The organism is Streptomyces sp. NPDC021225 (assembly GCF_044332865.1).
Lineage (GTDB): Bacteria > Actinomycetota > Actinomycetes > Streptomycetales > Streptomycetaceae > Streptomyces.
In genome coordinates this window covers 677,374-701,598 of sequence record NZ_JBIRPV010000005.1, presented here as the reverse complement: position 1 = coordinate 701,598, position 24,225 = coordinate 677,374, and the positions used below count along the sequence as shown (strand labels likewise).

Here is a 24,225-nt window from a genome sequence, read left to right as displayed (position 1 = left end):
CAGAGCGCGGGCCGGAGGTGGCATTGGAGTGCGGAGTACACGACAACGGCGACGAAAGGAAGATTGAACGCACACAAAAGCCTGGTCAGCCACCGACCAGGCTTTTGGAGTGAGTGTCCGAGGGGGGACTTGAACCCCCACGCCCGATAAAGGGCACTAGCACCTCAAGCTAGCGCGTCTGCCATTCCGCCACCCGGACCAGGTGTGCTCCGCGGCTGCCCGCGGCGACAGGGACAACGATACCAAGGTTTTGGAGTGCCTTTCACCTGCGTAAGGACCCGGCCCCGGGCCGCGCCGACCTGCGGTGACGCGGCCCGGGGCCGGGTTGAGGGTCACGGTGGGTGGTCGGGCGGTGTCAGGCGGGCATCAGGTGGTAGTCGGGGAAGTTTCCGGGGGCGCGGTCGGGGTCGGGGCCTTCGGTGACGGCGTGGACGAGGAGGTCGCCGCCGACGAAGGCGCCGCGCCAGGAGGCCCCGAAGCCGCCGAAGAGCTCGTCGCGGTCGCCGCGGGAGCGGGGCTTGCCGTGGCCGGTCTTGAAGGCGCGGATCTGGGGGGCCAGGCGCTGGTAGGTGTCGGGGTCGTCGCAGGAGAGGGTGGCGACGAGGGCGCCGTTGCTGGCGTTCATGGCGGCCAGCAGCTCGGCCTCGGTGTCCACCAGGACGAGGGTGTCGACGGGGCCGAAGGGCTCGGCGTGGTGGAGGGGGGAGGACGGGGGCGGGTTGAGGAGGGTGACCGGGGCCAGGTAGGCGGAGCGGTCCTGGTCGGGGAGGAAGTGGCCGTCGTCGAGGTCGCCGCGGTGGAGGGGGACGGCGCCGCGGTCGATGGCCTCGGCCACCTGGTCGCCGAGCTCCTTGGCCTTGGCCGCGTTGATCAGGGGGCCGAAGTCCAGCTCGGGGAGGGGGTCCGCCGGGTGCTCGACGGCGAGGGGGTGGCCGAGGCGGATGGCGCGCACGGCCGGGAGGTAGACGGCGAGGAAGGCGTCGAAGGAGGAGCGCTGGACGACGAAGCGGGGGTAGGCGGTGCAGCGCTGCTTGGCGTAGTCGAAGGTCTTCCGGAGGTGGGGGCCGAGCTCGTCCCAGCCGGTGAAGTTCCAGATGCCCCAGGTGTTCAGCCCCTCCTGCTCCAGGATGTGGCGTTTGCCGAGGTCGGCGACGGCGGTGGCGACGCGGGCGCCGGTGTCGCGGCCGCCGACGAAGGAGACGCAGCCGATCTCGGGCGAGCGGACCAGGGCCTCGGACAGCTCACCGCCGCTGCCGCTGACCAGGGTGAGGGGGACGCCTTCGCGCGCGGCGAGGGCGGAGGCGAGGGTGAGGCAGGCGAGGCCGCCGTCGGTGGGGGTCTTGGCGATCACGGAGTTGCCCGCGAGGGCCTGGACCAGCATGGCGTGGGCCAGGACGCTCATCGGGTAGTTCCAGCTGGCGATGTTGGAGACCGGGCCCGGGAGCGGGGAGCGGCCCTCCAGCATGCGGTCGATCTCGCCGGCGTACCAGCGGACGCCGTCGATGGCCCGGTCCACGTCGGCCTGGGCGAGCCGCCAGGGCTTGCCGATCTCCCAGACCAGGAGGAGGGCCAGCAACTCGCGGTGGGCGGCGAGCGCGTCGAGGGCGGCGGCGACACGAGCGCGGCGCTCCGGGAGGGGTGCGTGGCGCCAGGCGCGGTGCTGGTCGAGGGCGGCGCGTACGGCCTGGCGGGCGGTGGCCGCGTCCAGACGTGGCGGGCCGGCGATGGGGGTGCCGTCGACCGGGGTGGTGGCGGGGAGGGGGTGGCCGTCGGTGTGCCAGCGGCCGTCCCAGAGGTTGCGGACGCGGTCGTCGCAGAACGCCTCGGGCGCGGCGTCCTGGCAGCGCTGCCAGGCGTCGGCCCAGGTGGTGCCGGGTTTCGGGGTGAGGGTGGCTGCCATCTGTGGACTCCGCTCTCGGGGCACGGGCGCGGTCACCGTTCACACCACCTTCCCTCGTCGGGCGCGGCTCGCCTCGCCCGCGTCGGCCAGAAGGGCGAACACCAGCTCGGCGGTCTCCGTCGGGGTGGCCCCCACCCGTACGCCGGCCGCCTCCAGCGCCTCTTTCTTGGCGCGGGCGGTGCCCGAGGAGCCGGACACGATGGCTCCGGCGTGGCCCATGGTCCTGCCCTCGGGGGCCGTGAAGCCCGCTATGTAGGCGATCACCGGCTTGGTCACCCGCTCGGCGATGAAACGAGCGGCACGCTCCTCCGCGTCGCCGCCTATCTCGCCGATCATCACGATCAGGTCGGTGTCGGGGTCGGCCTCGAAGGCGGCCAGGGCATCGATGTGGGTGGTACCAATCACCGGGTCGCCGCCGATGCCCACGCACGTCGAGAAGCCGATGTCGCGCAGCTCGTACATCAGCTGGTAGGTCAGCGTTCCGGACTTGGACACCAGCCCGATCCGGCCCGGCTTGGTGATGTCGGACGGGATGATGCCCGCGTTCGACCGGCCCGGGGAGATCAGCCCCGGGCAGTTCGGGCCGATGACGCGGGTGGCGCGGGCCCGGGCGTGGGCCTGGAAGGCGACCGCGTCGTGCACCGGGATGCCCTCGGTGATCACGACGGCGAGCGGGATCCCGGCGTCGGCGGCCTCGGTGACCGCCGCCCTGGCGAACGGCGGCGGGACGAAGAGGACCGTGACATCCGCGCCGGTGGCGTCCATCGCCTCGCGTACGGAGCCGAAGACCGGCACCGTACGGCCGTCGACGTCGACTCGTGTCCCGGCCTTGCGCGGGTTGACCCCGCCGACGATGTCGGTGCCGGCCGCGAGCATCCGGCGGGTGTGCTTCATGCCCTCCGCGCCGGTCATGCCCTGGACGATGACCTTGCTGTTCTCGGTGAGGAAGATTGCCATGACGCAAAGCCCCCTTAGGCCGCGACGGCCGCGAGTTCGGCGGCCCGCGCCGCGGCGCCGTCCATGGTGTCCACCTGGTGTACGAGCGGATGGGCGCGCTCGGCGAGGATGGCCCGGCCGCGCGCCGCGCTGTTGCCGTCGAGCCGGACGACCAGCGGTTTGGTGAGGGTGACGGTGTCCAGGGCGCGGACGATGCCCTCGGCCACCGCGTCGCAGGCGGTGATGCCGCCGAAGACGTTGACGAGAACGGACCGTACGTCGGGGTCGCCGAGGACGACCGTGAGGCCGCCCGCCATCACCTCGGCCGAGGCGCCGCCGCCGATGTCCAGGAAGTCGGCGGGGCGGGCGCCGCAGCCCGCGACCACGTCGAGGGTGGACATGACCAGGCCCGCGCCGTTGCCGATGACGCCGACCCGGCCGTCGAGCTTGACGTAGTTCAGGCCCTTGGCCGCCGCCTGCGCCTCCAGGTCGACACCGCCGGTGTCCGCCTCGTACGTGTACGTCCTGCGGAAGGTCGCGTTGTCGTCGAGCGTCACCTTGCCGTCCAGGGCCACGAGCGCCCCGCCGCGCGTCATCACGAGCGGGTTGACCTCGACCAGCAGCGCGTCCTGCTCGGTCAGCACGGTCCACAGGCGGCGCAGGATCCCCGCCGCCTCGCCCGGCAGCCCGCCCGCCGCGGCGATCTCGGCGGCCTTCGCCTCGGTCACGCCCTCCGCCGGGTCCACCGCGATCCGGGCCACCGCCTCGGGGCGGCGGGCCGCCACTTCCTCGATCTCCATGCCGCCCTCGGCGGAGGCGATCGCCAGAAAGTGGCCGCCGGCCCGGTCCAGGGCGTAGCCGACGTAGAACTCGCGCTCCACGTCGACGGGTTCGGCGACCATCACGCGGTGGACGGTGTGCCCCTTGATGTCCATGCCGAGGATCTGACGTGCGGTCAGTTCAGCCGCCGCCGGGTCGGCGGCGAGTTTCACCCCGCCCGCCTTGCCCCGTCCCCCGGTCTTCACCTGGGCTTTGACGACGACTCGGCCGCCCAGCCGCTCGGCCGCGGCGCGGGCCGCGGGCGCCGAGTCGGCGACCTCCGCCCGTGGCACCGACACGCCGTAGTGCTCGAAGAGTTCCCGTGCCTGATGTTCGAACAGGTCCATGCCCGCTCCTTGGTCCCAGTCGCAGCGCTTGGTCAAACCCTTGCCGAACGCCCCCTGGACATCGATCAGTCGATGCGGGATAACAATGTTCATACCGCATAACGTCGACTGTATGCAATCTGCAAGACCGACCGCGAGCCGTACCCCCACCCCCGACGAAGGGACGCGAATCGCCATGCCCGACGACAGCCAGGAACTCATCTCCGGCGGGCACCTGGTCGCCAAGGCGCTCAAAGCCGAGGGCGTCGACGTCATCTACACCCTCTGCGGCGGCCACATCATCGACATCTACGACGGCTGCGTCGACGAGGGCATCGACGTCATCGACGTACGCCATGAACAGGTGGCCGCCCACGCCGCCGACGGCTACGCCCGGATCACCGGCAAGCCCGGCTGCGCCGTCGTCACCGCCGGCCCCGGCACCACCGACGCGGTCACCGGCGTCGCCAACGCCTTCCGCGCCGAGTCGCCCATGCTGCTCATCGGCGGCCAGGGCGCCCACAACCAGCACAAGATGGGGTCCCTCCAGGACCTCCCGCACGTCGACATGATGGCGCCGATCACCAAGTTCGCCGCCACCGTCCCCGACACCGCCCGCGCCGCCGACATGGTGTCCATGGCCTTCCGCGAGTGCTACCACGGCGCGCCCGGCCCGTCCTTCCTGGAAATCCCGCGCGATGTGCTGGATGCCAAGGTTCCGGTGACGAAGGCGCGGATCCCCGAGGCCGGGAAGTACCGGGCCTCCACCCGGAGCGCCGGGGACCCCGAGGCCGTCGAGACCCTGGCCGACCTGCTGGTGCGGGCCGAGAAGCCGGCGATCCTGCTCGGCAGCCAGGTGTGGACCTGCCGCGCCACGGACGCGGCCATCGAGCTGGTGCGGACGCTGAACGTGCCCGCGTACATGAACGGCGCGGGGCGCGGCACCCTGCCGCCCGGCGACCCGCACCACTTCCAGCTCTCCCGCCGCTACGCCTTCTCCAACGCGGACCTGATCGTGATCGTCGGCACCCCGTTCGACTTCCGCATGGGCTACGGCAAGCGGCTCTCCCCCGACGCGACGGTCGTCCAGATCGACCTCGACTACCGCACCGTCGGCAAGAACCGCGACATCGACCTGGGCATCGTCGGCGACGCGGGCCTCGTCCTGTCCGCCGTCACCCAGGCCGCCTCGGGCCGCCTCAACGGGGGCGCGGGCAAGCGCAAGGAGTGGCTGGACGAGCTGCGCGCCGCCGAGCAGACCGCGATCGAGAAGCGGCTGCCGCAGCTGCGGTCCGACGCCTCCCCCATCCACCCGTACCGGCTGGTCAGCGAGATCAACGACTTCCTCACCGAGGACTCGATCTACATCGGCGACGGCGGCGACATCGTCACCTTCTCCGGTCAGGTGGTGCAGCCCAAGTCCCCCGGCCACTGGATGGACCCCGGCCCGCTGGGCACCCTCGGGGTCGGCGTGCCGTTCGTGATGGCCGCCAAGCAGGCCCGCCCCGACAAGGAGGTCGTGACGCTCTTCGGGGACGGCGCGTTCTCCCTCACCGGCTGGGACTTCGAGACGCTGGTCCGCTTCAACCTGCCCTTCGTCGGCATCGTCGGCAACAACTCCTCGATGAACCAGATCCGTTACGGCCAGAAGGCCAAGTACGGCGAGGAGCGCCAGCGGATCGGCAACACCCTCGGCGATGTGCCGTACGACCAGTTCGCGCGGATGCTCGGCGGCTACGGCGAGGAGGTCCGCGACCCGGCGGACATCGCCCCGGCCCTGCGGCGCGCCCGCGAGTCCGGCAAGCCGTCGCTGATCAACGTCTGGGTCGACCCGGACGCGTACGCCCCCGGAACGATGAACCAGACGATGTACAAGTAAAGGGGCCAAGAGATGACCCAGGCTCTTGAGGGCGTACGCGTCCTCGACATGACGCACGTACAGTCCGGTCCCTCCGCCACCCAGCTGCTGGCCTGGCTCGGCGCGGACGTCATCAAGCTGGAGTCCGTCACCGGGGACATCACGCGCAAGCAGCTGCGCGACCTCCCGGACGTCGACTCCCTCTACTTCACGATGCTCAACTGCAACAAGCGGAGCATCACCCTCAACACCAAGACCGAGCGCGGCAAGGAGCTCCTCACCGAGCTCATCCGGCGCAGCGACGTCATGGTGGAGAACTTCGGCCCCGGCGCCGTGGACCGCATGGGGTTCACCTGGGAGCGCATCCAGGAGATCAACCCGCGGATCGTCTACGCCTCGATCAAGGGCTTCGGCGACGGCCCGTACACCAAGTTCAAGGCGTACGAGGTGGTCGCGCAGGCCATGGGCGGGTCGATGTCCACGACCGGCTTCGACGACGGGCCGCCGCTGGCGACCGGCGCGCAGATCGGCGACTCGGGCACCGGGGTGCACTGTGTGGCGGGCATCCTGGCCGCGCTCTACCAGCGCACCCGCACCGGGCGCGGCCAGCGCGTCAATGTGGCCATGCAGCACGCGGTGCTGAATCTGTGCCGGGTCAAGCTGCGCGACCAGCAGCGGCTGGCGCACGGCGCGCTCGCGGAGTACCCGAACGACAGCTTCGGGGACGAGGTGCCGCGCTCGGGCAACGCGAGCGGCGGCGGACAGCCCGGCTGGGCGGTCAGGTGCGCGCCCGGCGGGCCCAACGACTATGTGTACGTCATCGTGCAGCCCGTCGGCTGGCAGCCGATCACCGAGCTGATCGGCCGGCCGGAGCTGGCCGAGGACCCCGAGTGGGCGACGCCCGAGGCGCGGCTGCCCAAGCTGGCCAAGATGTTCCAGCTCATCGAGGAGTGGTCGTCCGCCCTGCCCAAGTGGGAGGTGCTGGAGGCGCTGAACGCCCACAACATCCCCTGCGGGCCGATCCTGTCCACCAGGGAGATCGTCGAGGACGCGTCGCTCGCGGCCAACGAGATGGTGGTGAAGGTCGACCACCCCGAGCGCGGCACCTTCACCACCGTCGGCTCGCCGCTGAAGCTCTCCGACTCCCCGGTCGACGTCGAGCGCTCCCCGCTGCTGGGCGAGCACAACGAAGAGGTGTACGTCGGGGAGCTGGGCCTCGGCGACGAGGAAGTGCGGCAGCTCAAGGCGAACGGAGTGATCTGACGGTGGCGCAGGCAACGTATGACACAGCGGCCGTACGGGCCGTGCTCGACGCCGCGCGCGCCGAGGGGCGTTCGGCGCTGACGGCGCCCGAGGGCAAGCTGATCACCGACGCGTACGGCATTCCGACCCCGGCCGAGGGGCTGGCGGAGTGCGCGGACGACGCGGTGGCGCTCGCCGACCGGATCGGCTTCCCGGTCGCCCTCAAGATCGTCTCCCCGGACATCCTGCACAAGACCGACGCGGGCGGGGTCCAGGTGGGCCTGACATCGGCGGCCGAGGTGCGCGGCGCGTTCACCGCGATCGTGACCAACGCCCGCGCGTACGACCCGGGCGCCCGGATCAAGGGCGTGCAGGTACAGCAGATGGTGCCGGCCGGCGGCCAGGAGGTCATCGTCGGCGCGGTCACCGACCCGACCTTCGGGAAGGTCGTCGCGTTCGGGCTGGGCGGGGTGCTGGTGGAGGTGTTGAAGGACATCACCTTCCGGCTGGCCCCGGCGAGCAGGGACGACGCGCTGTCGATGCTGGACTCCATCCGGGCCGCCGAGGTGCTGCGGGGCGTACGCGGCGGGGCGGCGGTGGACCGGGAGGCGCTGGCCGGTCTGGTGGTCCGGGTCTCCCGGCTGGCCGCCGACTTCCCCGAGATCGCCGAGGTGGATCTGAATCCGGTGTTCGCCTCCGCGAGCGGGGTGCTGGCCGCCGACGTACGGATCCTGCTCAGCGACGAACCGCCCGCCGAGCGGCGCCGCTACTCGCGCGAGGAGATCCTGGCCGCGATGGGGCGGCTGATGCAGCCGCGCTCGGTCGCCGTGATCGGCGCCTCCAACGAGCAGGGCAAGATCGGCAACTCGGTGATGCGCAACCTCATCGACGGCGGCTTCCCGGGCGAGATCCACCCGGTGAACCCCAAGTCCGACGACATCCTGGGCCGCAAGGCGTACAAGTCGGTGACGGATGTGCCGGGCGAGGTGGATGTGGCGGTCTTCGCGATCCCCGCGAAGTTCGTCCCCGCGGCGCTGGAGGAGGTCGGCCGCAAGGGCATCCCCAACGCCGTCCTCATCCCGTCAGGCTTCGCCGAGACCGGCGAACACGAGCTCCAGGAACGGATCGTGGCGATCGCCGAGGAGCACGGCACCCGGCTGCTGGGGCCGAACATCTACGGCTACTACTCCACCTGGCAGGACCTGTGCGCCACGTTCTGCACCCCGTACGACGTCAAGGGCCCGGTGGCGCTCACCTCGCAGTCCGGCGGCATCGGGATGGCGATCCTCGGCTTCGCCCGCACCACCCGCACCGGCGTCTCAGCGATCGTCGGCCTCGGCAACAAGTCGGACGTGGACGAGGACGACCTGCTCACCTACTTCGGCGAGGACCCCAACACCCGGTGCATCGCCATGCACCTGGAGGACCTCAAGGACGGCCGCGCCTTCGTCGAGGCCGCGCGCGCCACCGTGCCGAAGAAGCCGGTCGTGGTGCTCAAGGCGGGCCGTACCGCGGCGGGCGCCAAGGCCGCGGGCTCCCACACCGGCGCGCTGGCCGGGGACGACGCGGTCTACGACGACATCCTGCGGCAGGCCGGGGTGATCCGCGCGCCGGGCCTGAACGAGATGCTGGAGTACGCGCGGGCGCTGCCCGTGCTGCCCACGCCACAAGGTGACAACGTAGTCATCATCACCGGCGCCGGGGGCTCCGGGGTGCTGCTGTCCGACGCCATCGTCGACAACGGGCTGTCGCTGATGGAGATCCCGGCGGATCTGGACGCGGCCTTCCGCCGCTTCATCCCGCCCTTCGGCGCGGCCGGCAACCCGGTCGACATCACCGGCGGCGAGCCCCCGGCCACCTACGAGGCCACCATCCGGCTGGGCCTTGAGGACCCGCGCATCCACGCGCTCGTCCTCGGCTACTGGCACACCATCGTCACCCCGCCGATGGTGTTCGCCGAGCTGACCGCGCGGGTCGTCGAGGAGTTCCGGGCGCGCGGCATCCACAAGCCCGTGGTGGCCTCCCTCGCGGGCGACACCGAGGTCGAGCAGGCGAGCCAGTACCTCTTCGAGCACGGCGTGGTGGCCTACCCGTACACCACCGAGAAGCCGGTGGCCGTCCTGGGCGCGAAGTACCGCTGGGCCCGGTCGGCGGGGTTGCTCACGTAAAAGCGCACCGTTCTCCCGAGCACGAAGAGTTTGGACAGGGGGCGCTGGCCAGTTCCTTCGAAGCCAAGGGGACGTCATGAGCACAGAGGGACAGCGGAGTGGAACCGTGCCATTCCGGGAAGTGCAAGACGGCAAGGGGCGCGTCTACCGCGTCGGCGAGACGGACCGCGACATTCTCGGCCACAGCCGGAAGTTAATGGTCTATCTGCCATGGATCGCGATGATGGCCATCAGCGTGTCCGAGTACGCGTACGGCTCGGCCGAGGACACGCTCTCCGACGCACACGGCTGGAGCCAGAGCAACACCTTCTGGATCCTGAGCGTGTGGGTGTTCTTCCAGGCGGGGATCGCCTTCCCCGCCGGCTGGCTGCGGGAGAGGGGGATACTCACCGCCCGCAGGGCGATGTTCACGGGGTCGGGCTTATGTCTCGTGGGCTTTCTCGCCCTCTCCCACCTCGACAACGTCTTCGCCGCGATCTGCGGCTTCGGCGTCATCGGGGGGCTTGGCTCCGGGCTCGTCTACGCCACCTGCATCAACATGGTGGGCAAGTGGTTCCCGGAGCGGCGCGGCGCGAAGACCGGGTTCGTCAACGGCGGCTTCGCGTACGGCGCGCTGCCGTTCATCTTCATCTTCAACTACTGGTTCGACACCGGAAACTACAACGAGGTGCTCGACCTCATCGGTGTCTATGTGCTGCTCGTGGTGGCGGTCTGCGCCTGGTTCTTCAAGGACCCGCCCAAGAACTGGTGGCCCGCGCACATCGACCCGATCCGCTTCAGCGGCAACGCCAAAACCGCGGCGAGCCTGGCGAAGAACCCGCCCGCGGTGCGGCAGTACACGCCCAAGGAGGCCATCAGGACGGGCATGCTGCCCCTGATGTGGCTGTCGCTGGTGATGACGGCCGGGGTGTCCATCTTCGGCATCTCCTTCCAGGTCGACTACGCCAAGGAGGTGGGCTTCGGCCCGCTGGTCGCGGCCTCGTCGATGGGCATCATGTCCGTCATCAACGGCGTGGGGCGCGGGGTCGTGGGCTGGCTGTCGGACATCTGGGGGCGCAAGCCCACCCTGGTGTTCGTGATCGTGGTCCTGGGGCTCGCGCAGTTCGGGGTGATCTGGGCCGGAAACCTGCACAACGAGGCGCTGTTCCTCGTCTTCGCCTTCCTCTCCGGCTTCGGCGGCGGCGCCTTCTACCCGATGTTCGCCGCCCTGACCCCGGACTACTTCGGCGAGAACTACAACGCCACCAACTACGGCCTGGTGTACAGCGGAAAGCTGGTCAGCGGGCTGTTCGGCGGCGGTCTCGGCTCCATGGTGGTCGACGACTGGGGGTACGACGGGGCGTACGCGCTGGCCGGAGGCATCTCCATGGTGGCGGCCGCGGTCGCCCTGCTGCTCCGCCAGCCGGGCCGGCCACGGGTCCGCGACATCGCGCCCAACCCGCAGCCGATCAGCCGGGAGGCGGTCTGAGCCTCGTACGGTGACGGATTCGGGACGGCGGCACGCCCCGCACCAGGGGCGTGCCGCCGTCCCGCGTTTCCCCGGGAGCTACGAGGGCTACTGGGCGCTCGCGGCGGGGCGCACCACGATCTCGTTCACGTCGACCTCGGCGGGCCGGCTGATGGCGAAGGCGATGGCATCCGCGACCGCCGAGGCGGGGATGGCCGCCGCGCGATAGACCTTCATGGCCTGGCGGGCATCCGCGTCGGAGATCGAGTCGGCGAGTTCGGACTCGGTGACGCCCGGGGACACGACACTGACCCGGATGTCGCCGCCCGATTCCTGGCGCAGCCCCTCGGAGAGCGCGCGTACGGCGAACTTGGTCGCGCAGTACACGGCGGCGGTGGGCGACACCTCGAACGCGCCGACCGAGGCGACGTTCACGAACTGCCCGCCGCCCTGCCGCCGCATCACCGGCAGGGCGGCCGCGATGCCGTACAGCACACCGCGGATGTTCACGTCGATCATGCGGTCCCACTCATCGACCTTCAGCGCCTCGAGCGGCGAGAGCGGCATCACCCCGGCGTTGTTGACCATCACGTCCACGCGTCCCCAGCGCTCACCGGCGGCGGCGACGAAGCCGCGCATATCGGCGGCGTCCGTGACGTCCAGCGAGCGGCAGGCCGCGCTGCCGCCCTCGGCGGTGATCTCCTGGACCAGCGCCTCCAGGCGGTCCACGCGCCGCGCGCCCAGCAGGACGTGATGGCCGTCGGCGGCCAGGCGGCGGGCGGTGGCCTCCCCGATGCCACTGCTCGCCCCGGTGATCAGGACGACCTTGGCGGTGTTCCCGGCGGTGTCCGTCATGTGTTTTCTCCGTAAATCGCTAGGTGGAACACTTCCGTCACGCCGAGTCTGGGCAGGTCAGCGGCGTTCAACCAGGACGGACACTCCCTGGGTACGGCACACCCAGGCGGCCCGCGGAGCCGCCGCCTAGCCTGGACGCATGGCTGACAACCACCTGGGAGAATTTCTGCGCACGCGACGCGCGGCCCTGCGGCCGGAGGACGTCGGCATGCCGAGCCACGGAGTACGCAGGGTCGCCGGGCTGCGCCGTGAGGAGGTCGCGGTCCTGGCCGGGATGAACGTCGACTACTACACCCGGCTGGAACAGGGCCGTGAGCGCCATCCCTCGCCCCAGGTGCTCGACGCCCTCGGCCGCGCCCTGCGCCTCGATCCGGACGCCCGGGCCCACCTGCACCGAGTGGCCGGGGTGGCGCCGGGCACGCGGCCCTCCGCCACCGCCGCCACCGTGTCCCCGGCGTTGCGCCAGCTGATGGACGGCTATCCGAACACCCCGGCGTTCGTGATCAACCGCACGATGGACATCCTCGCCGCCAACGCCCTGACCGATGCCCTTTACGCCCCGTTCGCAGCGGCGGACAACCTGGTCCGCATGGCCTTCCTGGACCCCGTGGCCCGTGGCTTCTACCCCGACTGGGACTGGACGGCCCAGGCCACCGTGGCCAATCTGCGCGAGGCGACCGGCTTTGACGCGGACGACCCGCGGCTGCGCGAGCTCGTCGCCACCCTCACCGAGCACAGCCCGGAGTTCACCCGCCTCTGGAACACGCACAGCGTGCGCGGCAAGACACGGGAGCCCAAGCGCTTCCTGCACCCGGACGTCGGCCCGCTCACCCTCACCTACCAGGCCTTCGACGTACGTGACGCCCCCGGCCAGCAACTCATCATCTACCACGCCGAACCGGGCAGCCCCAGCGCCCAGGCCCTGGGCCTCCTCGGCTCCGTCCACGCCACCCGGCACCGGCCGGATTCCCCCCGCCACCATGGTCGTTAGGGTTGCGGAGCATGACACTGACAGCAGTAGCCCTGGTCGTGATGGTCATCGCGGTGTTGGGGTCGGCCGTCGAGCGCAAGATCGACAAGCTGAACCGCAGGACCGCGCAGTTGACCCGCAAGGTCGACCTGATCCTCGATCACCTGGGCATCGAGGAACCTCAGCCGGAGCTGGCACCGGTGCGGGCCCTCCTCGCGGAGGGGAAGAAGATCCACGCCGTCAAGGCCTACCGGGAGCTCACCGGGGCGGACCTCAAGGAGGCCAAGGAGGCGGTCGACCGCATGGGGTGACGCGCCTCCGTGGCACGCCTCCGCGACGCCCCGTCAGCCCCGTTCGCGCTCGTGGTACGTGCGCCGGGTGTGTTCGGTGTGGGCGCGCATGACGTCCGTGGCGCGGCGCTCGTCGCCGCCGGAGATGGCCGCGATCAGCTCGCGGTGTTCGATCCAGGACTGCTTGCCGCGCTGGCGGGCCACCGGGGTGTAGTACCAGCGGACCCTGCGGTCCACCTGGGCGGCCAGCTCGGCCAGGACCGCGTTTCCGGCGAGCTCCATCACCTTGGCGTGGAACTCCGCGTTGGCCGCGACCGCGCCGTCCACGTCGTCCGCGAGCACCGCGCGCTCGCCCTTGGCGCACAGCTCCTCCAGGGCCTCGACCCCGGACGGGCCGGCGCTCGCGGCGGCCAGCCGGGCGGCCTCCGCCTCCAGGAGGGTGCGGACGGTGAGCAGTTGGTCGGCCTCGTCCTCGGTGGGCTCGTGGACGAACGCGCCCTGGGCGGGGCGCAGATCCACCCACCCCTCCGTGTTCAGCCGCTGAAGCGCCTCGCGCACCGGCTGGCGGGAGACCCCGAGGTGGCCGGCGAGTTCGCTTTCGACCAGGTGCTGGCCGGGGCGCAGGGCGCGCGTGGTGATCAGCTCGAGCAGCGCCTCGTAGACGCGCTCGCGGAGCGGCCCCGGCCGCTCCAGCTTCGGCACCGCGCCCTGCGGCAGTCCTCTGGACAGCATCGGGCCCCCTTCGGATTCGTCCGGATTCGTCGCCCCGGGCTTCTCGGGCTCCCTCGGCAGACAGGCTCCCCGATTGGTTATTGTCTACAGTTTACCCATACTGTCCACGCAAGGACGGCCTGACATCTGGTCAGGCAGTGGCCGAATTACTTAAAGTCCGGTCCATGCCCTCCACTCCCCGCCTCGCCTTCCTCGACCGCTCCCGCACCCTCGCACCACCGGGCTGGAGCCGCTGGCTGGTTCCGCCCGCCGCGCTCTCCGTCCACCTCGCCATCGGCCAGGCGTACGCCTGGAGCGTGTTCAAGCCGCCGCTGGAGTCCTCGCTCGACCTGTCGGGGACCGCGAGCGCGCTCCCCTTCCAACTGGGCATAGTGATGCTGGGCCTCTCGGCGGCCTTCGGCGGCACGCTGGTCGAGCGCAACGGCCCGCGCTGGGCAATGTTCGTGTCGCTGGTCTGCTTCTCCTCCGGCTTCCTCGTCGCCGCGCTGGGCGCCGCCACCCGCCAGTACTGGCTGGTGGTGCTCGGCTACGGCTTCATCGGCGGCATCGGCCTGGGCATCGGATACATCTCTCCGGTCTCGACGCTGATGAAGTGGTTCCCCGACCGACCAGGGATGGCCACCGGCATCGCCATCATGGGCTTCGGCGGCGGCGCGCTCATCGCCTCACCCTGGTCGACCCGGCTGCTGGAGGCGTTCGGCACGGACAGCTCCGGCATCGCGTCCACCTTCCTCGTGCACGGGCTCACCTACGGTGCCTTCATGACGCTCGGCGTACTGCTGGTGCGGGTGCCGCCGGACGGCTGGCGGCCGGCCGGCTGGCAGCCGCCGAGCACGCCGGGCCGCCTGGTCAGCACGGCCCACGTCTCGGCCCGCAACGCCATCCGCACCCCGCAGTTCTGGTGCCTGTGGGTCGTGCTGTGCATGAACGTCACGGCCGGTATCGGCGTCCTGGAGAAGGCCGCGCCGATGATCACGGACTACTTCGCGGACACCTCGGCCTCCGTCACCACCTCCGCCGCCGCGGGCTTCGTGGCACTGCTGTCGGCCGCGAACATGACGGGGCGACTGCTGTGGTCGTCGACCTCCGACCTGATCGGCCGCAAGAACATGTACCGGATCTACCTGGGGATGGGCGCGCTGATGTATCTGGCGATCGCACAGCTCGGGGACTCCTCCAAGCCGCTGTTCGTGATCTGCGCGCTGGTGATCCTGTCCTTCTACGGCGGCGGGTTCGCGACCGTACCGGCGTATCTCAAGGACCTGTTCGGCACCTACCAGGTGGGCGCGATCCACGGACGGCTGCTGACGGCGTGGTCGCTGGCCGGGGTCCTCGGCCCGTTCATCGTCAACAAGGTCGCCGACCACCAGAAGGAAGCCGGACACACCGGCCCCGGCCTCTACTCGCTCTCCATGTCCATCATGATCGGCCTGCTCGTCGTCGGCTTCGTGGCCAACGAGCTGATCCGGCCGGTCGATCCGCGCTTCCACGAGCCCGCCGGAGAGCCGACGGACACCCGGGAAGCCACCCCCGCCGAGAAGGGAACGGACCGATGAGGAACCGCACGGCTCTGACCGTCGCCGTCTGGGCCTGGGTGGTCCTGCCGTTCGGCTACGGGGTCTACGAACTCGTCCGCAAGGCCACCCAGCTCTTCACCGGCTGAGCCGGGCGGACCCATGGGCAGCGGCCCCGGCCGTCCGATCAGGGCGGGCCGGGGCCTCTTCGTCACGTTGCCGGACCCGAGTCAGGCCCGCGTCGCGCGCAGCGCCGCGTACTGGAGGACCGCGAAGCCGCCGACGGTGACGGCCTGGAGCGGGATCCACACCGCGCCCGCCGTCGTCGGCGCCAGCCAGGTGGCGAGCGCGATCAGGCTGACCACGGCCCAGACCACGTTCGCCTCGATGACGGCACGGACCGGCAGCACCGGCGGGCTCTTGCGCGAGGCGAGGATCCCGACGCCCGCGCCGAAGAGCGTGAGGAAGGCGCCGAGGCCCAGCAGCAGCCCCTGGCCCATGCCGAGGAACCGGCCGAGCGGGCCCGAGGCGGCGAGGTAGGCGAGTCCGTTGCCGGTGGTGACGACGGCGTCGAGGGCGAGGAAGCGGCGCAGCATGGTCTGCGGCTCGGAGGTGCGGGCCAGGGCGGAGAGCTGAAGAGCAGACATAACGGATCGGCCTCCGTGGGTGTCGGGGTCCCGTGGGAATGGTCTGCCAGGACCTCGGGCCGGGGTGCGCCGCCCCGTGGCCTGGTGAGAGCCACTCTGCCCGGCGGATTTCGGACGGTCGATTACGTCAGGGGTAATGCGCGCAGAGCGCGGGTCACGCGCCCTTCCCTAACAGCCCCAGCAGGCATACTGTATTCAATATCCTGTCGACGATGCCGGCGTTGCCGACGATGTATCAGCCGCCATAAGGAGCCCGTCGTGGCCCGTAACCGCAACCGACAGCCCAGGCGCTACCCCCGCCTGACCCACCCGCTCGTGCGGGACCCCGTGAGCGGCGAACTGCGCCGCGCCACCTGGGAGGAGGCGCTGGAGCGGGCCGCCGCCGGGTTCATGGCCGCCACCCGGGAGCACGGGCCCGACGCGTTCGGGATGTTCTCCTGCGCCCGCGCGACCAACGAGATGAACTACGTGGCCCAGAAGTTCACGCGCGTGGTCATCGGCACCAACAACGTCGACTCGTGCAACCGCACCTGCCACGCGCCCAGCGTCGCGGGCCTGTCGGCGGTGTTCGGCTCCGGGGGCGGCACATCCTCGTACGCGGAGGCCGAGGACACCGACCTGATCGTGATGTGGGGCTCCAACGCCCGGTTCGCGCACCCCATTTTCTTCCACCACGTGCTCAAGGGCATCCACAACGGCGCCCGGATGTACGCCGTCGACCCGCGCCGCACCTCCACCGCCGAGTGGGCGGAGAGCTGGCTGGGGCTCAACGTCGGCACGGACATCCCGCTCGCGCACGCCGTCGGCCGCGAGATCATCCACTCCGGGCTCGCCAACCGCGCCTTCATCGACCGCGCGACCAGTGGTTTCGAGGAGTACGCGGCCGAGGTCGAGCCGTGGACACTCACCGCCGCCGAAAAGGTCACCGGGGTGCCGGCGGCCGCGATCCGCGACCTCGCCCACGCCTACGCCACCGCCGAACGCGCCCAGCTGTGCTGGACGCTGGGCATCACCGAACACCACAACGGCACGGACAACGTGCGGGCGCTGATCAACCTCTCCCTGCTCACCGGCCACGTCGGCCGCCACGGCTCCGGACTTCAGCCGCTGCGCGGGCAGAACAACGTGCAGGGCGGCGGCGACATGGGCGCCATCCCCAACCGGCTGCCCGGCTTCCAGGACATCCTGAACCCGGCGAGCCGGGGGAAGTTCGAGGCGGCGTGGGACGTGGTCATCCAGCCGCGCTACGGGCTCAACCTCACCGAGATGTTCGAGGCGATGGAGGACGGCCGGCTGCGCGCCGTCTACTGCGTCGGCGAGAACCCGGCCCAGTCCGAGGCCGACTCCGAACAGGCCGTACGGCGGCTGAAGGCCCTGGACCACCTGGTGGTCCAGGACATCTTCCTGACGAAGACCGCCGAGCTGGCCGATGTCGTGCTGCCCGCCACCGCCGCGTGGTGCGAGACGGACGGCACGACCACCAACAGCGAGCGGCGGGTGCAGCGGGTACGCAAGGCGGTCCAGCCGCCGGGCGAGGCCCGCGAGGACATCGACATCATCTGCGAGCTGGCGCGGCGGTTCGGCCACGACTGGAAGTTCACGGACGCCGAGGAGGTGTGGAACGAGCTGCGCGCCGTCTCCCCCGACCACTTCGGGATGACGTACGAGCGGCTCGAGGAACACCACGGCATCCAGTGGCCCTGCCCCAGCACGGAGCGGCTCGAGCCCAGCTATCTGCACGGGCGGCTGTGGGAGGCCGACCCGGCGCGGCGCGGCCCGCGCGCCGCCTTCGGGCCGGTCAAGCACGACCCGCCGGTCGATCTGACCGACGACCGCTACCCCATCCGGCTGACCACGGGGCGGCGCCTCGACTCGTACAACACCGGTGTGCAGAGCGGCGGTTTCGCCTCCCCGCTGCGGCGCGGCGAGTACATCGAGCTGTGCCCGGAGGACGCCGACCACTACGGGGTGGCGGCCGAGGAGAGGGTGCGCGTGGCCTCGCGGCGCGGCGCGGTGGTGGCGCCGGTGTGGATCGACCCGGGGCTGCGGCCCGGGCTCGCGTTCATGACCATGCACTTCCCCGACGAGGTGGACACCAACTCGCTGACCATCGAGGCGAACTGCCCGATCGCCGGGACGGCCGAGTTCAAGGCGTCGGCGATCCGGATCGAGAAGCTTCCCGTGCCCGCCGATGTGAGGAGCTGAGCGTGGATCTGCGCTTCGGTGACAGCAAGCCGACGGACGAGGAGCGGGCCGCCGTCGACGCGCTGCTCGGCCCGCCCGAGTCCGCCTGGGAGGGCGCCGACGACCGTACGGACGGCGATCTGCGCTGGGCGCGCGGCGGGCGGGCGGCGCGCGAGCGGCGCGACCTGCTGTTGCCGGGGCTGCACGCGGTCAACGACCGGGTGGGCTGGATCAGCGAGGGCGCGCTGGACTACCTGTGCCGTCGGCTGACCGTGCCGCCCGCCGAGGGCTATGGCGTGGCGACCTTCTACGCGATGTTCTCGGTCCGCCCCCGCCCGGCCACCGTCGTACACGTCTGCACGGACCTGGCCTGCGCGGCCCGCGGCTCGGCGGAGGTGTGCGCGGGTCTGGAGCGCGACCTGGGGCCGGCAGGCGCGGTGGCCCTGGCGGGCCCGGTGGGCCCGGTGGGCCCCACGGGCGCGGTGGGCGCGGTGGGCGCGGTGGGCCCCGCGGGCGCGGTGAGCCCGGTGGCCCCGGAGGGCCCGGTGGGCCCCACGGGCCCGGTGGCCCCGGTGGCCCCGATGGCCCCGATGGCCCCGATGGCCCCGATGGCCCCGATGGGTCCGGAGGGTCCGGTGGCCCCCGCAAGCCCGGTGGGCGCGGCGGGCGCGGTGGGCCCCGCGGGCGCGGTGGGCCCCGCGGGCGCGGTGGGCCCCGCGGGCGCGGTGGGCCCGGTGGCCCCGGAGGCCCCGGTGGCCCCCGCAGGCCCAGTGGGCCCGGTGAGCCCGGTGGCCCCCACATGCCCGGTGGGCCCGGCGGCCCCGGACGGAGGTGGCGTGGTGTGGCAGCGCAGCCCGTGCCTCGGGCTGTGCGAGCGCGCCCCGGCGGCGCTGGCGATCCGCACGGGGGCGCCCCCCGCCGCGTCTTCGTCGGGTGCAGCCCGGCCGGATCGGGGTCTGGGGGCCGAGCCCCCAGTTACGGGAAGGGGCGGGGCGGGGAGAAGCCACCCCCGCCGCGAACCCCCGCACGCGACCGCCGTCGTCGCCCCCGCCACCCCCGCCGCCGTCGCCAAGGCCGCCCGCGCCGTGGCGGACGCACCCGCCGAGCCGCCCGCCGCGGCCGCCGTGCCGCAGGCCGGGGCCGGGTCGCGCGGGCCGCGCGGGCCGCGCGGGCTGCGGCTGCTGCGGCGGGTCGGGGTCGTGGACCCGGCGAGCCTCGACGAGTACCGCGCCCACGGCGGCTACGCCGCCCTGCGCCGGGCGTTCGCGCTCGGGCCCGCCGGAGTGATCCGCGAGGTGAGCGACGCGGGCCTGGTGGGGCGGGGCGGGGCCGCGTTCCCGACCGGGCGGAAGTGGGACGCCACCGCCCGGCAGCCCGACCACCCGCACTATCTGGTGTGCAACGCGGACGAGAGCGAGCCGGGGACGTTCAAGGACCGGGTGCTGATGGAGGGCGACCCGTACGCACTCGTCGAGGCCATGACCATCGCCGGATACGCGATCGGCGCCCACCACGGCTATCTCTACCTCCGCGGCGAGTACCCGCGCGCCCTCGCCCGCCTCGAGCACGCCATCGGCCAGGCGCGCGCCCGCGGGTTGCTCGGTCCGGATGTGCTGGGCCAGGGGATCGCGTTCGACATCGAGATCCGGCGCGGCGCGGGGGCGTACATCTGCGGCGAGGAGACCGCGATCTTCAACTCGATCGAGGGGCGGCGCGGCGAGCCGCGCAGCAAGCCGCCGTTCCCCGTCGAGAAGGGCCTGTTCGGCAAGCCGACCGCGGTCAACAACGTCGAGACGCTGGTCAACGTCCTGCCGATCCTGACCGAGGGCGCCGCGGCGTACGCGAGCGTCGGCACCGAGACCTCCACCGGCACCAAGCTGTTCTGCGTCTCCGGCGCCGTGGACCGCCCCGGCGTCTACGAGCTGCCGTTCGGCGCCACGCTCCGCGAGCTGCTGGACCTCGCCGGGCCGCCGTCCGCGCTGCGCGCGGTGCTGCTGGGCGGCGCGGCCGGCGGCTTCGTACGCCCCGACGAGCTGGATGTGCCGCTCACCTTCGAGGGCACCCGGGCGGCGGGCACCACGCTGGGCTCGGGGGTGGTGCTGGTCCTGGACGAGAGCGTGGAGCTGCCGCGCGTCCTGCTGCGCATCGCGGAGTTCTTCCGCGACGAGTCCTGCGGGCAGTGCGTGCCCTGCCGGGTGGGCACGGTGCGGCAGGAGGAGGCGCTGCACCGGATCAAGGACCGTACGGGGGCGGCCGCGGCCGGGGACATCGCGCTGCTGCGCGAGGTCGGGCAGGCGATGCGGGACGCCTCGATCTGCGGTCTCGGCCAGACCGCCTGGAACGCCGTCGAATCCGCCATCGACCGGCTCGGCGTCTTCGAACCCCCGCAGAACGGAGTCTCCGTATGACCGCCGTCCCGCTCCAGCCGCCGCGTCGCCTGGTCGACTTCACGCTCGACGGGGAGCCGGTGCGCGCCCCCGAGGGGTCCACGCTCCTGGACGCGTGCCGCGCCTCGGGCAAGGACGTGCCGACGCTGTGCCAGGGCGACACGCTCACGCCGAAGAACGCCTGCCGGGTGTGCGTGGTGGAGGTCGAGGGCGCGCGGACCCTCGCCCCGGCCTGCTCGCGCCGCGTGGAGCCGGGCATGGAGGTGCGTACGGACACCGACCGGGCCCGGCACAGCAGAAAGGTGGTCCTGGAGCTGCTGGCCTCGTCCACCGATCTGTCGACGACGCCGCGCGCGGCCGAGTGGATCGAGGAGTACGGGGCCGAGCCGGGCCGCTTCGGGGCGGACGCCGCCCGGGTGGACGAGGAGCCGAAGGTCGACAACGACCTCTATGTCCGCGACTACGACAAGTGCATCCTGTGCTACAAGTGCGTGGACGCGTGTGGTGAGCAGTGGCAGAACACCTTCGCCATCGCGGTCGCGGGCCGCGGCTTCGACGCCCGGATCTCCACCGAGCACGGCGCCCCGCTGACCGACTCGGCCTGTGTCTACTGCGGCAACTGCATCGAGGTGTGCCCGACCGGCGCGCTGAGCTTCAAGTCGGAGTTCGACATGCGGGCGGCCGGGACGTGGGACGAGTCGGCGCAGACCGAGACCACGACCGTGTGCGCCTACTGCGGCGTCGGCTGCAACCTCACACTCCATGTGCAGGACAATGAGATCGTGAAGGTCACCTCACCGCACGACAACCCGGTGACCCACGGCAATCTCTGCATCAAGGGTCGCTTCGGCTACCAGCACGTACAGAACCGGGACTGACGGGACTGATCACTATGGGACGGGTCACCGAGCGCCGCCGCGTCATCCGCATCCGGGACGGCGCGGTCAGCACGCGTCCGGACACCCTCGTCGCCGAGGAGCCCCTGGAGATACGGCTGAACGGAAAGCCGCTGGCGATCACCATGCGCACGCCGGGCGACGACTTCGCGCTCGCCGCCGGTTTCCTGGTGAGCGAGGGGGTCCTGGGGCGGGCGGACGAGCTGGCGAACATCGTCTACTGCGCGGGCGCGACGGCGGACGGCTCGAACACGTACAACGTGGTGGACGTGAAGCTGGCGCCCGGCGTCCCCGTTCCCGACATCACCCTGGAGCGCAACGTCTACACCACGTCGTCGTGCGGGCTGTGCGGCAAGGCCAGCCTGGACGCGGTGCGCACCACGGCGCGCTGGCCGGTGGGCGACGACGAGAACCGCCCGGTGCGGATCGACCTCGAGACGCTCGCCTCCCTCCCCGACCGGCTCCGGGCGGCGCAGCGGGTCTTCGACCGGACGGGCGGGCTGCACGCGGCGGCGCTGTTCACGCCGGAGGGCGAGCTGCTGGACATACGGGAGGACGTGGGCCGGCACAACGCGGTGGACAAGCTGGTGGGGCGGGCGCTCCAGCAGGGGCTGCTGCCGCTGTCCGGGGCGGTGCTGCTGGTCTCGGGCCGGGCGTCCTTCGAGCTCGCGCAGAAGGCGGTCATGGCGGGGATCCCGGTCCTCGCGGCGGTCTCGGCGCCCTCGTCACTGGCCGTGGACCTGGCGGCCGAGACCGGGCTGACACTGGTCGGCTTTCTGCGCGGCGCCTCCATGAACGTGTACGCGGGCGAGCATCGACTCGCCCTGCGGACAGCGGCCGGCCGGACCTGACACCGGTCCGCCCGCCGCACGGATGACGGACCGGCCGGTGAGGAGCGCCCCCTGCGCCGGCCGGTCCTTTCCCCGGTCTCTCCCGCCTTGTCACTTCAGGATTTTATTGACTGATCGTTCTTATTGAAGTTAGAGTCTCCGCCATGGCCAGGACCAAGGAATTCGACCCCGACGCGGCGCTCCAGTCGGCCCTCGAGCTGTTCTGGCGGCGCGGCTACGAGGCCACGTCCATGGCCGACCTCGTCGAACACCTCGGCATCGGCCGCGCCAGCATCTACGCGACCTTCGGCAACAAGCACGAGCTGTACCTGAAAGCGCTGGACCGGTACGCCGAGACACGCGACCCGCGCCTGCTGGACGCGCTGTCCCAGCCGGGCCCCGCGCTGCCCGCGGTGCGGGCGCTGGTGCGCCGCTTCGCGGCGGAGGCCGCCTCCCCGGAGGAGCGGAGCCGCGGCTGCTTCATCACCAACAGCGCGGCGGAACTGGCCCCGCACGACCCGGTGGTGGCCCGCCGGGTGGAGATCAGCTGGGAGCACGTCGAGACCCCGCTGCACGCCGCGCTGGTCCGGGCCAGGGCCCAGGGCGAGCTGCCCGGGGACCGCGATCCGCGCGCGCTGGCCCGCATGCTGTTCGTGCTGATGCAGGGGCTGCGGGTGGTCGGCAAGGCATCCCAGGACCCGGCCAGGGTGCGGGACGCGGCCGAGCAGGCACTGGCCCTGCTGGACTGAGCCATACCTGTCACATCTGCCAGGCCGGAGCCGGTCGAGCACTCTTACCCATGCCCTCATAATGAACCGTTCGGTCAAAAAACAGGGGAACCATGACCGCCGTAGACGGCGACGAGACGAACGCCACGGCCGGCCGGCAGCGCGGCGCCTTCGCCCTGCTCGGCTGCGTCCAGGCCACGCTGATCTTCACGCTCGCCGCGATCTCCGTACCGCTCCCCCGCATCGCGCGCGAATTCGGCCTTCAGCGCCCGGACGTGATCCTGCTGAGCGCCGCCTACGGGCTGACCTTCGCCGGGCTGCTGCTCTTCGGCGGGCGCCTCGCCGACCGGTACGGCGGGCGGCCGGTGCTCACCGCGGGGCTCGCGCTCTTCGCCGCCGCCTCGGCCGCCGCCCCGCTCGCCCCCGGCCTCGAGGCCCTGCTCGCGGCGCGCTTCGCGCAGGGCGCGGGGGCGGCGCTCACCGCGCCCGCCGCCATGGCCGTGCTGCGCGCCGTCTTCCCCGCCCCCGCCGCGTACGGCAGGGCGATGGCGACCTGGGGCGGTCTCTCGGTCCTCGGCGCGACGGCGGGCAATCTGCTCTCCGGCGTCATCTCGACCCTGCTGTCCTGGCGTTGGAACTTCGCCGTACCGCTCCTGACCGCCGGGGCTGCCCTCGTCCTCGCGCCCCGGCTGCTGCCGGACACCGCGCCGAGCGGGCGCCGGGCGCTCGACCTCCCGGGCGCCCTGCTCGCCACCTTCGGCATCACGCTGGCCAGTTACGGACTGGTGGTGACCGACGCCCACCCCTGGTCGTCGGCCCGGGTGCTGGTGCCGCTGCTCGCCGGGGCCGCGCTGCTCGCCGCATTCGGGTACGCCGAGCGCCGCGCCCGCGACCCGCTGCTGCCGCCCCGCTTCCTGCTCGACCGGCGGCGGGCCCTGGCACTCTCGGCGATCGCGCTGACCGCGTGCGGGACCGCGCTGACCTTTGTGGTCCTCTCGCTCCACCTCCAGCAGGAGCGCGACTGGTCCGCGCTGCGCACCTCGGCCGCCTTCGTGCCGTTCGCCATCGCGCTGCTCGCCTCGGGACGGGCGGCGGGACCGCTCATCGGGCGCTACGGGGCCCGGGCCGTCACGGCCGCCGGGCTCGGCGCGGGCGGGGCGGGGCTGGCCCTCCTCGCGCTCGGCGGGCTCGACGCGGGCACGCGGTACGCGTCCGGGCTGCTGCCGGGTCTTGTGCTGCTACCACTCGGTACAGCGGCCTCCTTCGCGGGCGCCGCCGTGCTCGCCACCGACGGCGTGCCACAGGGGCAGGCCGGGCTCGCGGGCGGTGTGATGAACACCGCGATGGAGTTCGGCCCGACCGTCCTGTTCGCCGTCCTCCTCACGCTCGGCGACGACGCCTCGTCCCTGGCCGCGGCGGGGGCCGCGCTGGCCGCGCTCGCGGCCCTCACCGCGCTGGGCCGACGCCCCTTCTGAACGACCCATCCGCATCATCCA

At 72.0% G+C, this 24,225-nt stretch carries 19 protein-coding genes and 1 tRNA gene; 13 read left to right on the top strand and 7 right to left on the bottom strand.

Annotation, left to right across the window (positions count from 1 at the left end; translation table 11 throughout):
• Positions 1–114: 114 nt before the first annotated feature.
• From ACH4S9_RS25245 to sucC, 4 genes are all read right to left on the bottom strand, one after another.
• A tRNA-Leu gene (locus ACH4S9_RS25245) sits at positions 115–199 on the bottom strand.
• A gap of 156 nt (positions 200–355) precedes the next feature.
• Entirely contained in the window at positions 356–1,900 is a 1,545-nt protein-coding gene (locus tag ACH4S9_RS25240; protein ID WP_398373919.1) for an aldehyde dehydrogenase family protein, read from the bottom strand.
• A 39-nt stretch (positions 1,901–1,939) separates the two neighbouring features.
• Positions 1,940–2,857: a succinate--CoA ligase subunit alpha gene (gene sucD / locus ACH4S9_RS25235; protein WP_398373918.1), complete on the bottom strand. Its 918-nt coding sequence runs from the start codon at positions 2,855–2,857 to the stop codon at positions 1,940–1,942.
• Positions 2,858–2,871: 14 nt separating this feature from the next.
• Positions 2,872–4,002, bottom strand: a complete 1,131-nt coding sequence (gene sucC / locus ACH4S9_RS25230) for an ADP-forming succinate--CoA ligase subunit beta (RefSeq protein ID WP_398374015.1) — start codon at positions 4,000–4,002, stop codon at positions 2,872–2,874.
• A gap of 175 nt (positions 4,003–4,177) precedes the next feature.
• On the opposite strand from sucC, the gene ACH4S9_RS25225 reads away from it, so the two are divergent.
• The 4 genes from ACH4S9_RS25225 to ACH4S9_RS25210 all read left to right on the top strand — a co-directional run bounded on the left by ACH4S9_RS25225 (position 4,178) and on the right by ACH4S9_RS25210 (position 10,717).
• On the top strand, positions 4,178–5,860 hold the full coding sequence (locus ACH4S9_RS25225) for a thiamine pyrophosphate-binding protein (protein WP_311728462.1): 1,683 nt from the start codon (positions 4,178–4,180) through the stop codon (positions 5,858–5,860).
• A gap of 12 nt (positions 5,861–5,872) precedes the next feature.
• Positions 5,873–7,102, top strand: coding sequence for a formyl-CoA transferase (gene frc, locus ACH4S9_RS25220; RefSeq protein ID WP_398373917.1), 1,230 nt, complete (start codon positions 5,873–5,875; stop codon positions 7,100–7,102).
• Between the two features lie 2 nt (positions 7,103–7,104).
• The gene (locus ACH4S9_RS25215) at positions 7,105–9,249 is read left to right on the top strand and encodes an acetate--CoA ligase family protein (RefSeq protein WP_398373916.1); all 2,145 of its coding nucleotides are present in this window, start codon (positions 7,105–7,107) and stop codon (positions 9,247–9,249) included.
• Between the two features lie 76 nt (positions 9,250–9,325).
• On the top strand, positions 9,326–10,717 hold the full coding sequence (locus ACH4S9_RS25210) for an OFA family MFS transporter (protein ID WP_398373915.1): 1,392 nt from the start codon (positions 9,326–9,328) through the stop codon (positions 10,715–10,717).
• A gap of 87 nt (positions 10,718–10,804) precedes the next feature.
• On the opposite strand, the gene ACH4S9_RS25205 is transcribed toward ACH4S9_RS25210, so the two are convergent.
• Entirely contained in the window at positions 10,805–11,551 is a 747-nt protein-coding gene (locus ACH4S9_RS25205) for an SDR family oxidoreductase (RefSeq protein WP_398373914.1), read from the bottom strand.
• Positions 11,552–11,690: 139 nt separating this feature from the next.
• Between ACH4S9_RS25205 and ACH4S9_RS25200 the strand changes: the two genes are divergently transcribed.
• Together ACH4S9_RS25200 and ACH4S9_RS25195 are read left to right on the top strand one after the other, a co-directional pair.
• Positions 11,691–12,542: a helix-turn-helix transcriptional regulator gene (locus tag ACH4S9_RS25200; protein WP_358844431.1), complete on the top strand. Its 852-nt coding sequence runs from the start codon at positions 11,691–11,693 to the stop codon at positions 12,540–12,542.
• 11 nt (positions 12,543–12,553) lie between these two features.
• The gene (locus ACH4S9_RS25195) at positions 12,554–12,832 is read left to right on the top strand and encodes a ribosomal protein L7/L12 (RefSeq protein ID WP_398373913.1); all 279 of its coding nucleotides are present in this window, start codon (positions 12,554–12,556) and stop codon (positions 12,830–12,832) included.
• A gap of 33 nt (positions 12,833–12,865) precedes the next feature.
• Here ACH4S9_RS25195 and ACH4S9_RS25190 read toward each other — a convergent pair whose 3' ends face one another.
• A complete protein-coding gene (locus tag ACH4S9_RS25190) occupies positions 12,866–13,543 on the bottom strand; it encodes a GntR family transcriptional regulator (protein ID WP_311728401.1) in 678 nt (225 codons plus the stop codon).
• Between the two features lie 164 nt (positions 13,544–13,707).
• Here ACH4S9_RS25190 and ACH4S9_RS25185 point away from each other — a divergent pair, with 164 nt between their 5' ends.
• Positions 13,708–15,099, top strand: coding sequence for an OFA family MFS transporter (locus ACH4S9_RS25185; RefSeq protein ID WP_398373912.1), 1,392 nt, complete (start codon positions 13,708–13,710; stop codon positions 15,097–15,099).
• A gap of 188 nt (positions 15,100–15,287) precedes the next feature.
• On the opposite strand, the gene ACH4S9_RS25180 is transcribed toward ACH4S9_RS25185, so the two are convergent.
• Positions 15,288–15,704 (bottom strand): hypothetical protein, encoded by a 417-nt coding sequence (locus ACH4S9_RS25180; protein WP_398373911.1) that lies wholly within the window; start codon positions 15,702–15,704, stop codon positions 15,288–15,290.
• 258 nt (positions 15,705–15,962) lie between these two features.
• On the opposite strand from ACH4S9_RS25180, the gene ACH4S9_RS25175 reads away from it, so the two are divergent.
• The 6 genes from ACH4S9_RS25175 (at position 15,963) to ACH4S9_RS25150 (ending at position 24,204) form a co-directional block, all read left to right on the top strand.
• Positions 15,963–17,909, top strand: a complete 1,947-nt coding sequence (locus ACH4S9_RS25175) for a molybdopterin oxidoreductase family protein (protein ID WP_398373910.1) — start codon at positions 15,963–15,965, stop codon at positions 17,907–17,909.
• Positions 17,910–17,911: 2 nt separating this feature from the next.
• Positions 17,912–20,296: an NADH-ubiquinone oxidoreductase-F iron-sulfur binding region domain-containing protein gene (locus ACH4S9_RS25170; RefSeq protein ID WP_398373908.1), complete on the top strand. Its 2,385-nt coding sequence runs from the start codon at positions 17,912–17,914 to the stop codon at positions 20,294–20,296.
• Positions 20,293–21,153 (top strand): 2Fe-2S iron-sulfur cluster-binding protein, encoded by an 861-nt coding sequence (locus tag ACH4S9_RS25165; RefSeq protein ID WP_311728396.1) that lies wholly within the window; start codon positions 20,293–20,295, stop codon positions 21,151–21,153. The genes ACH4S9_RS25170 and ACH4S9_RS25165 overlap by 4 nt, the downstream gene beginning before the upstream one ends.
• 14 nt (positions 21,154–21,167) lie before the next feature.
• Positions 21,168–22,022: a formate dehydrogenase accessory sulfurtransferase FdhD gene (fdhD, locus tag ACH4S9_RS25160; protein WP_398373906.1), complete on the top strand. Its 855-nt coding sequence runs from the start codon at positions 21,168–21,170 to the stop codon at positions 22,020–22,022.
• Positions 22,023–22,165: 143 nt separating this feature from the next.
• Complete coding sequence (locus ACH4S9_RS25155; RefSeq protein ID WP_311728394.1) at positions 22,166–22,750, top strand: TetR/AcrR family transcriptional regulator; 585 nt, start codon at positions 22,166–22,168, stop codon at positions 22,748–22,750.
• A gap of 92 nt (positions 22,751–22,842) precedes the next feature.
• Positions 22,843–24,204, top strand: a complete 1,362-nt coding sequence (locus ACH4S9_RS25150) for an MFS transporter (protein ID WP_398373904.1) — start codon at positions 22,843–22,845, stop codon at positions 24,202–24,204.
• Positions 24,205–24,225: the final 21 nt, after the last annotated feature.

Coding starts and splice junctions, on each gene's coding strand:
- ACH4S9_RS25165 (WP_311728396.1), top strand. CDS start 20,293: ATGACCGCCGTCCCGCTCCAGCCGCCGCGTCGCCTGGTCGACTTCACG.
- sucC (WP_398374015.1), bottom strand. CDS start 4,002: ATGGACCTGTTCGAACATCAGGCACGGGAACTCTTCGAGCACTACGGC.
- frc (WP_398373917.1), top strand. CDS start 5,873: ATGACCCAGGCTCTTGAGGGCGTACGCGTCCTCGACATGACGCACGTA.
- ACH4S9_RS25195 (WP_398373913.1), top strand. CDS start 12,554: ATGACACTGACAGCAGTAGCCCTGGTCGTGATGGTCATCGCGGTGTTG.
- ACH4S9_RS25240 (WP_398373919.1), bottom strand. CDS start 1,900: ATGGCAGCCACCCTCACCCCGAAACCCGGCACCACCTGGGCCGACGCC.
- ACH4S9_RS25155 (WP_311728394.1), top strand. CDS start 22,166: ATGGCCAGGACCAAGGAATTCGACCCCGACGCGGCGCTCCAGTCGGCC.
- ACH4S9_RS25180 (WP_398373911.1), bottom strand. CDS start 15,704: ATGTCTGCTCTTCAGCTCTCCGCCCTGGCCCGCACCTCCGAGCCGCAG.
- ACH4S9_RS25190 (WP_311728401.1), bottom strand. CDS start 13,543: ATGCTGTCCAGAGGACTGCCGCAGGGCGCGGTGCCGAAGCTGGAGCGG.
- ACH4S9_RS25200 (WP_358844431.1), top strand. CDS start 11,691: ATGGCTGACAACCACCTGGGAGAATTTCTGCGCACGCGACGCGCGGCC.
- ACH4S9_RS25205 (WP_398373914.1), bottom strand. CDS start 11,551: ATGACGGACACCGCCGGGAACACCGCCAAGGTCGTCCTGATCACCGGG.
- ACH4S9_RS25150 (WP_398373904.1), top strand. CDS start 22,843: ATGACCGCCGTAGACGGCGACGAGACGAACGCCACGGCCGGCCGGCAG.
- ACH4S9_RS25210 (WP_398373915.1), top strand. CDS start 9,326: ATGAGCACAGAGGGACAGCGGAGTGGAACCGTGCCATTCCGGGAAGTG.
- ACH4S9_RS25225 (WP_311728462.1), top strand. CDS start 4,178: ATGCCCGACGACAGCCAGGAACTCATCTCCGGCGGGCACCTGGTCGCC.
- sucD (WP_398373918.1), bottom strand. CDS start 2,857: ATGGCAATCTTCCTCACCGAGAACAGCAAGGTCATCGTCCAGGGCATG.
- fdhD (WP_398373906.1), top strand. CDS start 21,168: ATGGGACGGGTCACCGAGCGCCGCCGCGTCATCCGCATCCGGGACGGC.
- ACH4S9_RS25185 (WP_398373912.1), top strand. CDS start 13,708: ATGCCCTCCACTCCCCGCCTCGCCTTCCTCGACCGCTCCCGCACCCTC.